This is a genomic window from Streptomyces sp. CY-1 (assembly GCF_047218265.1).
In the GTDB taxonomy this organism is placed as follows: domain Bacteria; phylum Actinomycetota; class Actinomycetes; order Streptomycetales; family Streptomycetaceae; genus Streptomyces; species Streptomyces niphimycinicus.
This window is the reverse complement of record NZ_CP178393.1, coordinates 3,379,808-3,394,468: the sequence shown is the minus strand read 5'-3', so window position 1 is coordinate 3,394,468 and position 14,661 is coordinate 3,379,808. Positions and strand designations below refer to the sequence as shown.

The 14,661-nt window shown below is 72.5% G+C and carries 13 protein-coding genes and 1 riboswitch; of the genes, 10 read left to right on the top strand and 3 right to left on the bottom strand.

Going from position 1 to position 14,661, the window contains the following annotated elements:
* Positions 1-98 precede the first annotated feature (98 nt).
* Entirely contained in the window at positions 99-1,172 is a 1,074-nt protein-coding gene (gene trpD / locus ACK1X7_RS14660) for an anthranilate phosphoribosyltransferase (RefSeq protein ID WP_385151826.1), read from the top strand.
* A 114-nt stretch (positions 1,173-1,286) separates the two neighbouring features.
* A riboswitch (SAM riboswitch) is annotated at positions 1,287-1,405 on the top strand.
* A gap of 194 nt (positions 1,406-1,599) precedes the next feature.
* Positions 1,600-3,015: an aminotransferase class V-fold PLP-dependent enzyme gene (locus ACK1X7_RS14655; RefSeq protein WP_385151823.1), complete on the top strand. Its 1,416-nt coding sequence runs from the start codon at positions 1,600-1,602 to the stop codon at positions 3,013-3,015.
* A gap of 101 nt (positions 3,016-3,116) precedes the next feature.
* Here ACK1X7_RS14655 and ACK1X7_RS14650 read toward each other — a convergent pair whose 3' ends face one another.
* Both ACK1X7_RS14650 and ACK1X7_RS14645 read right to left on the bottom strand, forming a co-directional pair.
* Entirely contained in the window at positions 3,117-3,398 is a 282-nt protein-coding gene (locus tag ACK1X7_RS14650; RefSeq protein ID WP_014060065.1) for an Lrp/AsnC family transcriptional regulator, read from the bottom strand.
* Entirely contained in the window at positions 3,395-4,129 is a 735-nt protein-coding gene (locus ACK1X7_RS14645) for a rhomboid family intramembrane serine protease (protein ID WP_385151820.1), read from the bottom strand. The genes ACK1X7_RS14650 and ACK1X7_RS14645 overlap by 4 nt, the downstream gene beginning before the upstream one ends.
* 153 nt (positions 4,130-4,282) lie before the next feature.
* Here ACK1X7_RS14645 and ACK1X7_RS14640 point away from each other — a divergent pair, with 153 nt between their 5' ends.
* From ACK1X7_RS14640 to ACK1X7_RS14615, 6 genes are all read left to right on the top strand, one after another.
* On the top strand, positions 4,283-4,528 hold the full coding sequence (locus tag ACK1X7_RS14640) for a hypothetical protein (protein WP_216345730.1): 246 nt from the start codon (positions 4,283-4,285) through the stop codon (positions 4,526-4,528).
* Positions 4,529-4,545: 17 nt separating this feature from the next.
* Positions 4,546-5,907 (top strand): NYN domain-containing protein, encoded by a 1,362-nt coding sequence (locus ACK1X7_RS14635; RefSeq protein WP_385151817.1) that lies wholly within the window; start codon positions 4,546-4,548, stop codon positions 5,905-5,907.
* A 362-nt stretch (positions 5,908-6,269) separates the two neighbouring features.
* Positions 6,270-7,295, top strand: a complete 1,026-nt coding sequence (locus tag ACK1X7_RS14630) for an NlpC/P60 family protein (protein WP_385151814.1) — start codon at positions 6,270-6,272, stop codon at positions 7,293-7,295.
* A 231-nt stretch (positions 7,296-7,526) separates the two neighbouring features.
* Positions 7,527-8,663, top strand: coding sequence for an NlpC/P60 family protein (locus ACK1X7_RS14625; RefSeq protein WP_390792919.1), 1,137 nt, complete (start codon positions 7,527-7,529; stop codon positions 8,661-8,663).
* 31 nt (positions 8,664-8,694) lie between these two features.
* The gene (locus ACK1X7_RS14620) at positions 8,695-9,969 is read left to right on the top strand and encodes a hypothetical protein (RefSeq protein ID WP_390792920.1); all 1,275 of its coding nucleotides are present in this window, start codon (positions 8,695-8,697) and stop codon (positions 9,967-9,969) included.
* 70 nt (positions 9,970-10,039) lie between these two features.
* Complete coding sequence (locus ACK1X7_RS14615; RefSeq protein ID WP_385151805.1) at positions 10,040-11,182, top strand: glycosyltransferase family 4 protein; 1,143 nt, start codon at positions 10,040-10,042, stop codon at positions 11,180-11,182.
* Positions 11,183-11,285: 103 nt separating this feature from the next.
* On the opposite strand, the gene ACK1X7_RS14610 is transcribed toward ACK1X7_RS14615, so the two are convergent.
* Positions 11,286-13,082, bottom strand: a complete 1,797-nt coding sequence (locus tag ACK1X7_RS14610) for an AMP-dependent synthetase/ligase (protein WP_390792922.1) — start codon at positions 13,080-13,082, stop codon at positions 11,286-11,288.
* Positions 13,083-13,334: 252 nt separating this feature from the next.
* On the opposite strand from ACK1X7_RS14610, the gene ACK1X7_RS14605 reads away from it, so the two are divergent.
* Both ACK1X7_RS14605 and ACK1X7_RS14600 read left to right on the top strand, forming a co-directional pair.
* Positions 13,335-14,096 (top strand): metallophosphoesterase family protein, encoded by a 762-nt coding sequence (locus ACK1X7_RS14605; RefSeq protein ID WP_390792923.1) that lies wholly within the window; start codon positions 13,335-13,337, stop codon positions 14,094-14,096.
* A gap of 66 nt (positions 14,097-14,162) precedes the next feature.
* Complete coding sequence (locus tag ACK1X7_RS14600; protein ID WP_385151799.1) at positions 14,163-14,603, top strand: SRPBCC family protein; 441 nt, start codon at positions 14,163-14,165, stop codon at positions 14,601-14,603.
* Positions 14,604-14,661 lie beyond the last annotated feature (58 nt).

The following is a 14,661-nucleotide window of genomic DNA, read 5'->3' as shown; positions in this document are numbered from 1 at the left end:
GGCCGGGGCCCTGGCCGTGCTCCCGATAGGCTGGCGGCGGGCCGCTGACGTGCGCGGCCCCTTCCCTGCCCACCCCCCCACGGATCCAGGAGCGGACCATGGACGTTGTGACCCCCGCCGGAGGCGACAGCACCGCGACGGCCCGCACCTGGCCGGACGTACTCAGCTCGCTGATCGCCGGCCTGGACCTCGACGCCGACGACACCGCCTGGGCCATGGACCGGATCATGCGGGGCGAGGCCACCGACGCCCAGATCGCCGGTTTCGCGATCGCGCTGCGCGCCAAGGGCGAGACGGTCTCCGAGGTGGCCGGTCTGGTGCGGGCCATGTACGAGCACGCCAAGGTGATCGAGGTGCCCGGGGCGACCGTGGACATCGTCGGCACCGGCGGCGACCGCGCCAGGACCGTCAATATCTCCACCATGTCCGCGCTGGTCGTCGCCGGTACCGGCGCGCGGGTCGTCAAGCACGGCAACCGCGCCTCGTCCTCCGCCAGCGGCGCCTCCGACGTACTGGAGAAGCTCGGCGTCAACCTGGACATCACCCCGGAGCGGGTGGTCGAGGTCGCGGAGGAGGCGGGGATCACCTTCTGCTTCGCGGTGAAGTTCCACCCGTCGCTGCGGCATGTCGCCTCGGCCCGCCGCGAGCTGGGCGTGGCCACCCCGTTCAACCTGCTCGGCCCGCTGACCAACCCGGCGCGGGTGAAGTGCCAGGCGACCGGGGTCGCGGATGCCCGGATGGCGCCCATCATCGCCGGGGTGCTGGCCGAGCGGGGCTCCTCCGCGCTGGTCGTACGCGGCGACGACGGGCTGGACGAGCTCACCGTGACCACGACCTCCCAGGTGTGGGAGGTCCGGGGCGGCGCCGTGCGCCAGGAGACCCTCGACCCGCGGGACGTGGGCATCGAGCGGGCCCCTGTGGAGGCCCTGCGCGGCGCGGACGCCTCGTACAACGCCGATGTGGCCCGCCGGCTGCTGGCGGGCGAGCGGGGCCCGGTCCGGGACGCGGTGCTGCTGAACTCGGCGGCGGCGCTGGTGGCGCTCGAGCCGGAGCCGGGGGACAAGCCCCTGGCGGACCGGATCGCGGCGGGTGTCGCGCGGGCCGCCGAGTCCATCGACTCGGGCGCGGCGCGCGACGTCCTGGAGCGGTGGGTACGGGCCACCCACGCCTAGGCGTCGCGCTTACGGTTGGGCGTTGCCCTTACGGCGCCCATGTTCCGTCCGTGTCCTGTCCGGGATGCGGACAGGACATGGGCGTCGGCGTCCGGCATGGCATACTCCTGACCAGGTCACGAGTGACAGCGACTACGGCCCCGGCCCGCTGTCCGGCAACCCTCCGTCCGTGGCGGGGTGCCCCGGGTGATGACCAGGCCGCCAGGCAGCGAGGCCGGCGGCAAGCGCGGACCCCTCGCACTAGGGGTCCTGGTGGTCGAGGGAGTTCTTCCGTGATGCAGCGAATGCGCTAGGGCCGAGCGGCCCGTTTCCCCGCCAGTGCTCCGCGCGGTGCCGCCGTGCGTCGAGCGACTTTCCGCGCCCTGATGGCCGCCTTACCGCCGTCTTTGTGCGCGTCACGCCTTCGACCCTCCCGGGAGACTTCGCCATGTCCGCGCGCCCTGCTGCCACCACCTCCGCTGCCTCCGCTGCCGATTCCGCCGCCTCCGCCGATTCCTCCGTCGCCGCCTGTGCGCCGCTGCCCGTGCTGGGCGGCGATGTCCTGGTGCCCCTGGTCACCGGGGGCGAGGTGACCTACGCGGCGCTCGACTACGCCGCCAGCGCCCCCGCGCTGCGGCGGGTCTGGGACGACATCGCCGCCTACGCGCCGTACTACGGCAGCGTGCACCGCGGGGCGGGCTACCTCTCGCAGCTCTCCACCGACCTCTTCGAGAACAGCCGTAAGGACGTCGCCGCCTTCCTCGGCTGCCGCGCGGACGACCAGGTCGTCTTCACCCGCTCCACCACCGATTCGCTCAACCTCCTGGCCGCCGTGGCGCCGCGCGGCACCGAGGTCTTCGTCTTCGAGACCGAGCACCACGCCTCGCTGCTGCCGTGGGAGCAGCGGGAGGACGTCACCGTCCGCTACCTCAGCGCCCCGCGCTCCCCGCGGCAGGCGGTGGAGACGCTGGAGAAGGCGCTCGCGGGGCGCGCCGAGGGCCCGGCGCTGGTCTGCGTGACCGGCGCGTCCAATGTGACCGGTGAGCTGTGGCCGGTGCGCGAGCTGGCCGCCGCCGCGCACGCCCACGGCGCCCGTATCGTCCTGGACGCCGCGCAGCTTGCCCCGCACCACCCGGTGGACATCGCGGAGGCGGACGTCGACTGGGTGGCCTTCTCCGGGCACAAGCTGTACGCGCCCTTCGGCGCCGGTGTGCTGGCCGGGCGGGCGGACTGGCTGCGCGAGGCCCGGCCGTATCTGGCGGGCGGTGGCGCCAGCCGTAAGGTGACGCGCAGGGACGACGGCGGTGTCGACGTGGAGTGGCACACCACCGCCGCCCGGCACGAGGCGGGCTCGCCGAACGTCATCGGCGTCTACGCGATCGCGTCGGCGTGCAGGGCGCTGACCGAGGCCGGTTTCGAGGGCCTGGTCGCCCGTGAGCGGGAGCTGATCGAGAAGGTGCGGGCGGGGCTGGCCGAGGTGCCCGAGGTGCGGGTGCTCTCGCTGTTCGGCGACGACGCCCCCCGGGTCGGTGTGCTGTCGTTCGTGGTGGAGGGATGGAACAGCTCCCACTTCGCGGCGGCGCTCTCCGCGGAGTACGGCATCGGCGTACGGGACGGGCTCTTCTGCGCGCATCCGCTGGTCCGCACCCTGCTGGACAGCGAGCCCGACGAGCCGGGCGAATGCGGTGCGCCGGAGGCCGCGCCGGGGGAGCGCTCGCTGAACGCGATCCGGGTCAGCTTCGGGGCGGGCACCCCGGATGAGCATGTGGAGCGGTTCGTCGGGGCGGTGAAGGAGCTGGTGCGCGAGGGCGCGCGCTGGAGCTACCGCACCGAGGACGGCCGCTGCGTCCCGGACCGTGGCTGAGCCCCTGGGCCCGGGGCTCAGCCCCTGGGCCCAGGGCGTCGGGGGCCGAGGGAGCCTCTGGGCCCAGGAAGTGCCGGGGCCCGGGGCCCCGGGGCGTGGTGCTAGCCGTCCAGGCCGATCGCGAACGCCGCCTCGAGGTCGTGCTGCGAGTATGTCCGGAAGGCGATGTGCGTCTCGGTGGAGGCCACCCCGGGCAGCTTGCTGATCTGGCCGGTGATGATGTCCGCGAGGTCGTCGTGCCGGGCCACCCGCACCATCGCGATCAGATCGTGCGCGCCGGTGACCGAGTAGACCTCGCTCACGTTCTCCAGCGCGGCGATCTTCTCGGCGGTCTCCGGAATCCGGTCCACGCTGGTCTTGATGAGCACGATCGAAGTGATCACGGCTGGCTTTCTCCCTCACTGGCCCTGGCTGCGCCGCCCACTCTAGTCGCCCGCCCGAACCGCCCCCACGCGTAGAGAAAGCCGAGAGTGAAGCCCACGAGATGGGCGAGATAGGCGACACCGGGGCTGTCGTCGGCCTGCCGGGCGGCCAGCCACTGGAGGGCCACCCAGAAGATCAGCACCGCCCAGGCCGGAAAGCGCAGCGGCAGAAAGAACAGAAACGGAAAGAGACTGGTCACCCGGGCACGGGGAAACAGCCACAAGAAGGCGCCGAGCACACCGGAAATGGACCCGGAGGCGCCCACCAGGGTCTGGGCCGAGTCGGCGTGCGCGGCGGCGTAGCCGAGCAGCGCCAGATAGCCCGTGACGAGGTAGAAGACGGCGAACTGGACTCGTCCCATCCGCTCCTCGGTCATCGCCCCGAAGACGTAGAGAAACAGCATGTTGCCGAGCAGATGCAGCCAGTTTCCGTGTACGAACAGCGCGGTCAGCGGGGCGAGCGGCTGATCGGGGGCGCCGCTCCACAGAGCGCTGGGCACCACTCCCCAGCGCTCGAAGTACGTGGACTGGGCCTCCACCAGCCGCCCGCCCGTGCCATAGCCGGGGTTGAGCCCCGAGGCCGGTCCGATGACGAAGAGCAGGCAGCAGCTCACGATCAGGCCGTATGTCACCCACGGGCGGCCGGGCCCCGCCATCCAGGGGCGGCCGCGCCCCGACGACGTCTCGATCATGGTCAGATCATTCCGTACCGGGCGCAACCTCCACAGAGCGCCTCGCCGCGCTGCCGCCCGGGACGCGGGCGGGACGGGCCCGGCGCGGGGCAAGGCTCAGGCCGTAGGGTTACAGGACGCCGCCGACGAGCCGAGAAGCGAGGACCCGCAACCATGGCCGTGCCCCTGCCGACCGACCGGACCCGCTGGCGTTGCACACTGTGCGGCAACCTCACCCGGTTCGATGTGACCCGCGCGACCAGAGCCGTGGAGTATGTGCATCTCGACTTGGCCGGGGAACCCAGTGTCGAGGAACGCGAGGTGCTCAGTGAGACCATTGAGTCAGTGCGCTGCCGCTGGTGCAACGCGGTCGACCAGGTTGAACTCGTGGACCGTCCGAGCACCGGCCTGAGCGCCTGAGAACGGAGCGATGACAGGTGGTGGAGCGGACCGGCGACCCCGGGGCGGCCGGTGACGCCGAGGGCGTCACCGAGGCGCTGGACCGCCCGCTGCCGGAAGGGGTGCGGCGGCGGGTGGTGGCGCTGGTCGCGGACGCCTTCGGCGGCCTGACGGTCACCGAGCTGCCCACCCAGTTGCGGCAGTACGCCCGTTTCACCCCGACCCGCCGCGCCAAGTTCGCGGGCAACGCGATGGCCGTCGCGGTGGAGAGCGACCCCGTCTTCCGGCAGCGGATCGCGGGACGGCTGCGGGAGACCCAGCGGGAGCTGGCCGAGGCCATCGAGGGCGGATCGCCGCCCGCCGCGGCCGATCCGGTGGATGTGGCGGCGGTGGCGTATGTGCTGCGGCCGGTGGGCTGGGTCAAGCTGGTCGAGGCGGCGGGCGAGGAGGCCCAGCGGGCCTCCGCCGAGCGGGCCGGTGAGGAGGCGGCGCGCGAGCTTCAGCGGCTGCGCGACGAACTCGCCGAGGCCAAGGCGGCCACCAAGCATGAGACGGAGCGGACGCGCGGCGAGCTGGAGGCGGCCCGCAAGGAGAACGACGGGCTGCACCGCAAGCTGCGCAGCGCGCAGAGCGATGTGCGGCGGGGCGCGGCCGCGGTGCGCAAGGCCGAGGCGGAGCTGGAGTCCGTACGGGCGGAGGCGGCGGCCCGTCAGGCCACCGCGGACAGCGAGGCGCGGCGGCTGCGGGCCCGGCTCGCGGAGGCGGAGTCGGCGCTGGAGGCCAGCCGGCGGGCGGTGCGCGAGGGGCGCAGCGTGGAGGACATGCGGCTGCGGCTGCTGCTGGACACGGTGCTGGACGCGGCGCAGGGGCTGCGGCGCGAACTGGCCCTGCCGCCCGCGTCGATGCGCCCGGCGGACATGGTGGACGCCGTGGAGCCGGGGAAGATGACGCCGAAGGACATAGCGACCAGGGCGCTGTCGGAGATGGACCCGGCCCTGCTGGACCAGTTGCTCGCGCTGCCGCAGGCGCATCTGGTGGTGGACGGCTACAACGTCACCAAGACCGGCTATCCCACGATGCCGTTGGAGAAGCAGCGGCTGCGGCTGCTGGGCGGTCTCGCGGTGCTCGCGGCCCAGACGGGCGCGGAGATGACCTGTGTCTTCGACGGGGCCGAGCTGGCCGCGCCGGTGCTGCTCGCGCCGCCGCGCGGGGTGCGGGTGCTGTTCAGCAAGCCGGGGGTGACGGCGGACGAGTTGATCCGCCAGATCGTGCGCGCGGAGCCGCCGGGCCGGCCGGTGGTGGTGGTGTCCACCGACCGCGAGGTGGCCGACGGGGTGGCGCGCGCCGGAGCGCGCCCCGTGGCATCCGCGTTGCTGCTGAAGCGACTTGCCCGTACCTGAGGCGTCGTAGCCGGTATCTCCGTTATTCCCGTCTCCACGGATTCCGCGTTTCTGTGGGCTCCGTGTGCGAACTCTCTTCAGAGGTCGGCCTCGAACCGCTTCTGATGTCAGCGGAGCGTCGATCGACCATCACTGCCCGTGTGAGATTCGTAAAAGATGCGCTTCCGGAGCGACTTTTTTGCCGTTGGGATTTGAACGGATCACGGCGGGGTCACTAAGGTCGGCTCGAACCTTCGCGCGGTTGATCACCCATCCGGGGTGACAGCGGAGGTACCGCCGAGTCCGCGCCCTGTCGCGGAGCCGGGGCTTCACAACCCCACCAACTCCCGGTAGGCGGCTGGAGGAAGAAGGAGCTCGCCTTCGTGGCGTCCCACCGTCGACCCAAGCAGCCGAGCCGCACTCGGGTAACCGTCCTCACCGCGACCGCGGCCGCCGCCGTCGCTCTCACTTCCCAGGCCGCCCAGGCCGCTCCGAAGCAGGACAAGAAGGACGTCAAGGAGCAGGTCGACAAGCTCTACGAAGAGGCGGAGCAGGCGACCGAGAAGTACAACGGCGCCAAGGAGAAGCAGCAGAAGCTGGAGAAGCAGGTCGGAGATCTCCAGGACAAGGTGGCGCGCGGCCAGGAGGACCTGAACAAGCTGCGCAACGGCCTGGGTTCGATGGCCACCGCCCAGTACCGCTCCGGCGGCATCGACCCCTCGGTGCAGCTCCTCCTCTCCTCCGACCCGGACACCTACCTCGAGAAGGCGTCCACCCTCAGCCAGTTGAGCGGCAAGCAGGCCGAGTCCCTGCGGAAGATCGCCGACAAGCAGCGCACCCTCAAGCAGCAGCGCGAGGAGGCGTCCACCAAGCTTCAGGACCTGGCGGACACCCGTAAGGCGCTCGGCAAGAAGAAGGACGAGATCCAGGGCAAGCTGTCCAAGGCCCGGAACCTCCTCAACACCCTGACCGCCAAGGAGCGGGCCAAGATGGCCGCCCAGGACGCGGAGCGCGCCAACCGCTCCAGCAGCCGGGTCGACCTGGGCAACGAGGTGCCGGAGTCGGGGCGTGCCGCGGCCGCGCTCGCCGCCGCCAAGACGAAGATCGGCCTCCCGTACGTCTGGGGCGCGACCGGTCCGTCCTCCTTCGACTGCTCCGGACTCACCGGCTGGGCCTACCAGCAGGCCGGGGTGCAGTTGCCGCGCATCTCCCAGGACCAGGCGAACGCCGGCAGCCGCATCGGCCGCGGTGAGCTCAAGCCGGGCGACCTGGTGCTCTTCTACGGCGACCTGCACCACATAGGTCTCTACGCGGGCAACGGCCAGGTGCTGCACGCGCCCAAGCCCGGTGCCGGTGTGCGCTACGAGTCGATGGACAACATGCCGTTCCAGTTCGGCGTCCGGGTCTGACCCGGAAGGTCCGATCAGAAACTGGAAAACGGGTCTCAAACCGCCCCAAGAGCCATCCTTTAGGGCGAATCTCCAGCGCGCTCGCTGATCCCCCGCCCCGCCGGTGACCTGCGTCACTCGGCGGGGCGTCAGTTTCTCCGCACCTCACGGCCGTTGGACCGTGGGTAGCCCCACGGCTACTGTCTGCCCGCAGTTCTCAGCCCGACACTGCGGAAGGGAGTGCGGCTACCCATGGCGTCCTGTCGTCGCGTCGCGAAACCCGGGTCCGGCCGGGCCGCCGTCAAGGCCGCCGCCTCGGCGGCCGCGGTGGCCTCCGTCGCCGCGCTGTCCGCCGTGGCGGCCGGCGCCGAACCGCATGACCCGGCGGGCCGTCCGGCCGCCCGGTCCGCCGGCGACCGGGTCGCCACGCTCTACGCCCAGGCGGAGCGGGCCACCGAGCGCTACAACGCGGCGCAGACGCGCACCCGGACCCTGCGCCGCGAGGTCGACCGGATCCAGGACCGGGTCGCCCGCGGCCAGGGGCGGGTCAACCGGATGCGGGTGGCGCTCGGCGCCCTCGCGGGCGGGCAGTACCGCACCGGCGGGATCGACCCCGGCCTCGCCCTGCTGCTGTCCGGCGACCCGGCCCAGTACCTCGACCGGGCCGCCACCCTGGAGCGGATCACCAGCCGTCAGGCCGCACAGTTGCGGGTGGTGCAGAGCGCCCAGCGCACCCTGCGGCAGGAGCGCGCGGAGGCCGCGGCCAAGCTGGTGAAGCTGGAGCACAGCCGCCGGGCCGTGGCCCGCCACAAGCGGGCGGTCCAGCACCGGTTGGCCACCGCGCGGCGGCTGGTGAACGCGCTGCCGCCCAGGGAGCGGCAGACCTATGGGCAGCACCGCGCCTCGCGGGCGGGCGGCCGGGAGCCCGGCGTCCTCGCTGGGCTGCCGCCGGGCACCCTTCCCGGCACCGGAATCGGCACCGGAACCGGCCCCGGTGAGCTTCCCGGTGGCCGCACCGTCGGGCGGCATGCCGCGCCGTTCTCGGGGCGGGCCGCCGCGGCGTTCGGTGCGGCACGGGCGGCCCTCGGGCTGCCGTACGCCTGGGGCCACGCCGGCCCCACCGCCTTCGACTGCTCCGGGCTGACCCAATGGGCCTACGCCCACGCCGGGGTGGCCATTCCGCGCACCTCACAGGCCCAGGCGCACGCCGGGCAGCCGGTGCCGCTGTCCCAGGCCCGCCCCGGCGATCTGGTGGTCTACCGCTCGGATGCCAGCCATGTCGCCATGTACGCGGGCAACGGACAGGTGATCCACGCCCCCTACCCCGGGGCGCGGGTCCGCTACGACCCCGTGGACATGTTGCCGATCTCTTCCATCACTCGCGTCTGAAGCCGGCGCGCGGGCTCGTACGATCTAAGACGTGGCGGGTCGGTGGAGATCGGGCGGATGGCGGGCGCTGTTGTGCCTGCCGCTGGTGGGCACGTTCACCCTGACCGCGCTGGGCGGCTGCGCCCCCGCCCCCGCGCCCGACGACCCCGAGGGGCGCGACGGCCGGGCCGTGCAGCGCCTGCTGGACCAGCGGGCCGCCGCGGTCCGGGAGCGGGACGCGGACGCCTTCCTCGCCACCGTGGACCGCGGCTCCGCCCGCTATGTGGCCGAGCAGCGGCGGGTGTTCCGGCAGATGTCCGCCGTACCGCTGCGCTCCTGGACCTACCGGCTGGTGCGCACCGGCGGTTTCGCCCCCGCGCCGGTCGGCGGCCGCAGCCTCGCCGCACAGGTCGAACTCCGGTACCGGCTGACGGGATACGACACCGCGCCGGTCGTCTCCGCCCAGTACCTGACCCTCGCCCGGCGCGACGGGCGGTGGTACGTGGCCTCCGACGACGGCGTGGTGGACGGCAAGCGCGGTACGGAACAGCTCTGGGACCAGGGCACGGTCGACGTCGTCCGCGGCGCCCACAGCCTCGTCCTGGGCGTCGGCCAGGACCGGCGGGTGCTGCGCGCGGTCGCCGGTATCGCGGACCGGGCGGTGCCCGTCCTCGGCCGGGTCTGGCCCCATGAGTGGGCCGGACGCGTGGTGGTCGAGGTCCCCGGCTCCCTGGACCGGATGGCGGCCCTGCTCGGCGCCTCCGCGGACGGCTACCGCGGGATCGCCGCCGTCACCACGGGCGAGGTCGGCGGGGCCGGTGACGAGGCGCCCGCCGACCGGGTGATCGTCAACCCCGAGGCGTACCAGGTCCTCGGCGACTTCGGCCGGCGCGTCGTGATCACCCATGAGACGGCCCATGTCGCCACCCGCACCGCCACCAGCGCCGCCACCCCGCTGTGGCTCTCCGAGGGCTTCGCCGACTGGGTGGGCTACCGCACCCCGGGCCGCACCCCCCGCCAGGTCGCCCCCGAACTCACCGACGCCGTCGTCGCCGGGCATCTGCCCACCTCGCTGCCGCGCGACGACGACTTCCGCTTCGGCAGTGACCCCGACCGCCTCTCCCGCGCCTATGAACAGGGCTGGCTCGCCTGCCGCCTGATCGCGGACCGGTGGGGCGAGAAGAAGCTGGTCGACTTCTACCGCGCGGTGGGCCGGGCCCCCGAGCGCTCGGGGGCGGTGGAGTCGGCGCTGCGGAAGGTGCTGGGGGTGAGCCTGACGGAGTTCACGGAGCTGTGGCGGAAGTACGTGGCGACCGAGCTGGGCTGAGCGCCGCCCCGGCCCCCGGCCCGGGTGGGCCGCGGCGGGCCCGCCGCGGCACCCGGTACTGTCGGCCACGATGGACAAGACCCTGCTCGTGACCAACGACTTTCCGCCCCGCCCCGGCGGCATCCAGGCGTTTCTGCACAACATCGCGCTGCGCCTCGACCCGGACCGGATCGTCGTCTACGCCTCCACCTGGAAGCGCGGCCAGGAGGGCGCCGAGGCCACCGCACGCTTCGACGCCGAGCAGCCGTACCAGGTCGTCCGCGACCGGACGACCATGCTGCTGCCCACCCCGAGGGTCACCCGCCGCGCGACCGCGCTGCTGCGGGAGCACGGCTGCACCGCGGTGTGGTTCGGCGCCGCCGCGCCGCTCGGGCTGATGGCCCCCGCGCTGCGCGCCGCGGGGGCGCGGCGGCTGGTGGCCACGACGCACGGCCACGAGGCGGCCTGGGCGCAGTTGCCCGCCGCCCGGCGGCTGCTGCGGCGGATCGGCGGGTCCACGGACACCATCACCTATCTCGGTGAGTACACCCGCTCCCGTATCGCCGCCGCGCTCGACCCCCGGGACGCCGCCCGGATGGTGCAACTGCCGCCCGGTGTGGACGAGAAGACCTTCCACCCCGGCTCGGGCGGCGACGAGATCCGGGCCCGCCTCGGCCTCGCCGAGCGGCCCGTCGTGGTGTGCGTCTCCCGGCTGGTGCCGCGCAAGGGGCAGGACACGCTGATCCGGGCCATGCCGCGGATCCTGAAGCGGGTGCCGGACGCGGTGCTGCTGATCGTCGGCGGCGGGCCGTACGCGAAGGATCTGCGCCGGCTCGCGGAGACCGAGGGCGTGGCCGACTCCGTACGGTTCACCGGCCCCGTGCCCTGGGAGGAGCTGCCCGCCCACTACGGCGCGGGCGACGTCTTCGCCATGCCCTGCCGCACCCGGCGCGGCGGGCTGGACGTCGAGGGCCTCGGCATCGTCTATCTGGAGGCGTCCGCGACCGGGCTGCCGGTCGTCGCCGGGGACTCGGGCGGGGCGCCGGACGCGGTGCTGGACGGGGAGACCGGGTGGGTGGTCCGGGGCGACTCGGCCGAGCAGAGCGCCGAGCGCGTCGTGACCCTGCTGGAGGACGCCGCGCTGCGCCGCCGCATGGGCGAGCGGGGCCGGGCCTGGGTGGAGGAGCGCTGGCGCTGGGACCTGCTGGCCGACCGCCTGAAGTCGCTGCTGTGACCGGCCCCTACGGCGTGCTGTCACGGTCCCCGACGCCGCGCCGTGCCGGTCCCTGAAGTCGTGACGGTCCGGGCCCGGGGCATCGCCCCGGGCCCCGGCGTCGTCAGCCGCGGTAGATGGCCTCGATCTCGGACGCGAAGTCCTTCGCCACCACGTTCCGCTTCAGCTTCAGCGAGGGGGTCACATGCCCGGAGTCCTCGGTGAACTGTGTCGCGAGGACGCGGAACTTGCGCACCGACTCCGCCTTGGACACCGCCGCGTTGCCGTCCTCCACCGCCTGCTGGATCTCGGCCAGCAGCTCCGGGTCCTCGCGCAGCTCGGCCACCGTCACGCCCTCGGGCTTGCCGTGCTCGGCCGCCCAGCGCGGCAGGAACTCCTCGTCCACCGTGATCAGCGCGCCCACGAAGGGACGACCGTCGCCGACGACCATGCACTCGGCGACCAGGGCATGGGCGCGGATCCGGTCCTCGATCACCGCCGGGGCGACGTTCTTGCCGCCCGCGGTGACGATGATCTCCTTCTTGCGGCCCGTGATGGTGAGGTAGCCGTCCTCGTCGAGGGTGCCCACGTCCCCGGTGTGGAACCAGCCGTCCGACAGCGCGTCCGCGGTGGCCGTCTCGTTGTTCCAGTACTCGGTGAAGAGGTGCTCACCGTGCAGCAGCACCTCGCCGTCGTCGGCGATGCGCACCACCGTGCCCGGCATCGGCTGCCCGACCGAGCCGATCTTCTGCCGGTCCCAGGGGTTGAAGGTGGTCGCCGCGCAGGACTCCGTCAGGCCGTACCCCTCCAGCACCGTGAAGCCGATGCCCCGGTAGAAGTGGCCCAGCCGCGCGCCCAGCGGCGCACCGCCGGAGATGGCGTGGGTGGCCCGGCCGCCCAGCACGGCCCGCAGCTTGCTGTAGACCAGCCGGTCGAAGACCTTGTGCTTGAACCGGAGCCCGAAGGACGGCCCGCCCGGGGCGTCCAGCGCCTGGCTGTACTCGATGGCGGTGTCGGCCGCCTTGTCGAAGATCTTGCCCTTGCCCTCGGACTGGGCCTTCGCCCGCGCCGAGTTGTAGACCTTCTCGAAGACGCGCGGCACGCCCAGCACCAAGGTGGGCCGGAACGCGGCCAGTTCCTCGGTCAGGGACTTCACATCGGGCACATGGCCGAGCTTGATCGGCGCCAGCACCGCCGCGATCTCCACCAGCCGCCCGAAGACATGGGCCTCGGGGAGGAACAGCAGCACCGACGACTCACCGGTGTGGAAGATCGGCTTGAGCCGCGCCACCGCGTTGCCGCATTCGGCGAAGAAGCTGCGGTGGGAGAGCACACAGCCCTTGGGGCGGCCCGTGGTGCCCGAGGTGTAGACGATGGTGGCGGGGGAGTCGGCGTTGGCGATCGAGGAGCGCTCGTCCACCTTCTCCTCGGGCACGTCCGCGCCCAGCTTCCGCAGCGTCCCGATGGCATCGCCCTCGATCCGCCAGACCTGCTTCAGGTTGGGCAGGGTGTCCCGTACGGCCTCGACGGCGGCCTCGTGGATCCCGGTCTCGACCAGCGCGGCCACCGCGCCCGAATCGCTGAGGATCCACTGGATCTGCTCCGGTGAACTCGTCTCGTACACCGGCACGGTGATCCCGCCGGCGCTCCAGATGGCGAAGTCCAGCAGCGTCCATTCGTAGCGGGTCCGCGACATCAGGCCGACCCGGTCGCCCGGTTCGACCCCGGCCGCGATCAGGCCCTTGGCGGCGGCCCGCACTTCGGCCAGGAACGCGGTCGCGGTCACGTCCTCCCACTGGCCGTCGACCTTGCGGCCGACCACGGCGACATCGGGATGCTGTGCGGCATTGCGGCGGATGAGATCCGTCAGATTGCCGTCGGCCGGAACCTCGTACAGGGCCGGAAGGCTGAACTCGCGCAAGACTGCTGCTCCTCATGGGGCGCCGGCGCCGCTACAGGGCATGGGGGGTGGTGGACGGCCCGGACGTTACCCATCGGTACGCTTCCGGGATAGGGGTTCCTGCCCAGATGTTTGATGCGTCACACACCGCCTTCATGCTGCCCGCACACTAGTCGACGGACGCCGCGGCCGCTGAGGAACCGCAGGTGGACGCGGGTCGCTACGGGCAGAACACCTTACGAGCAGGGGTCCTTACCTCTTAGGGTGACATGCATGCGAGTCCACGTGGTGAGTGACGTGCACGGCAACAGTGAGGACCTCGAGAAGGCCGGTGCCGGGGCGGACGCCCTGATCTGCCTCGGCGACCTCGTGCTCTTCCTCGACTACGCCGATCACGCCCGTGGCATCTTCCCCGACCTCTTCGGGGTCGAGAACGCCGACCGCCTCGTCGAGCTGCGCACCGCCCGCCGGTTCGAGGAGGCCCGGGTCTTCGGCGACCGGCTGTGGGCGGGGATCGACCGCCATACGGCGATAGAGTCCGCGGTCCGCCGCCAGTACGCCGAGCTCTTCGCCGCGTTCCCCACCCCGACGTACGCCACCTACGGAAATGTCGACATGCCGTCACTGTGGCCGGAGTACGCCCAGTCCGGTACCACCGTCCTCGACGGCGAGCGCGCCGAGATCGGCGGACTGGTCTTCGGCTTCGTGGGCGGCGGGCTGCGCACTCCGATGCGCACCCCCTACGAGGTCGACGACGAGACCTACGCGGCGAAGATCGCGGCGCTCGGCGAGGTGGATGTGCTCTGCACCCACATCCCGCCGGAGGTGCCCGACCTCTGCTACGACACCGTCGCCCGCCGCTTCGAGCGCGGCAGCACCGCCCTGCTGGAGGCGATCCACACCGTCCGCCCCAAGTACTCCCTGTTCGGCCATGTCCATCAGCCGCTCGTCCGCCGTATGCGGATCGGCGCCACCGAGTGCGTCAATGTCGGACACTTCGCCTCTTCCGGCACCCCCTGGGCCCTGGAGTGGTGACGCGCGCGCGGTAGCCTTCAGCGGCAGAGAGCTCATGCGGCGGACCGGTACGGAGGAGCCACGGCGATGGCGGAACACACCAGCTCGAGCATCACGATCGAGGCGGCCCCGGCCGACGTGATGGAGGTGATCGCCGACTTCGACCGCTACCCGGAGTGGTCCGGTGAGGTGAAGGAGGCCGACATCCTCACCAAGGACGACCGGGGGCGCGCCGAGCAGGTGCGGATGCTGCTCGACGCCGGGGCGATCAAGGACGACTACACCCTCCAGTACTCCTGGACCGGCGACGACCAGGTCAACTGGTCCCTGGTCAAGTCCCAGATGCTGCGCACCCTTGACGGCTCCTACCGGCTCTCGGCGCGCGACGGCGGCAAGAGCACCGAGGTGACGTACCAGCTCACGGTCGACGTCAAGATCCCCATGCTGGGCATGATCAAGCGCAAGGCCGAGAAGGTCATCATCGACCGCGCGCTCGCGGGCCTGAAGAAGCGCGTCGAGGGCGCCTGACCCGGGCGGACCAGCCCGGGCCCCGACGGTGCCCGGGGTGGTCCGCGGCGCGGGGTAC

Coding starts and splice junctions, on each gene's coding strand:
- ACK1X7_RS14655 (WP_385151823.1), top strand. CDS start 1,600: ATGTCCGCGCGCCCTGCTGCCACCACCTCCGCTGCCTCCGCTGCCGAT.
- ACK1X7_RS14640 (WP_216345730.1), top strand. CDS start 4,283: ATGGCCGTGCCCCTGCCGACCGACCGGACCCGCTGGCGTTGCACACTG.
- ACK1X7_RS14600 (WP_385151799.1), top strand. CDS start 14,163: ATGGCGGAACACACCAGCTCGAGCATCACGATCGAGGCGGCCCCGGCC.
- trpD (WP_385151826.1), top strand. CDS start 99: ATGGACGTTGTGACCCCCGCCGGAGGCGACAGCACCGCGACGGCCCGC.
- ACK1X7_RS14605 (WP_390792923.1), top strand. CDS start 13,335: ATGCGAGTCCACGTGGTGAGTGACGTGCACGGCAACAGTGAGGACCTC.
- ACK1X7_RS14615 (WP_385151805.1), top strand. CDS start 10,040: ATGGACAAGACCCTGCTCGTGACCAACGACTTTCCGCCCCGCCCCGGC.
- ACK1X7_RS14625 (WP_390792919.1), top strand. CDS start 7,527: ATGGCGTCCTGTCGTCGCGTCGCGAAACCCGGGTCCGGCCGGGCCGCC.
- ACK1X7_RS14645 (WP_385151820.1), bottom strand. CDS start 4,129: ATGATCGAGACGTCGTCGGGGCGCGGCCGCCCCTGGATGGCGGGGCCC.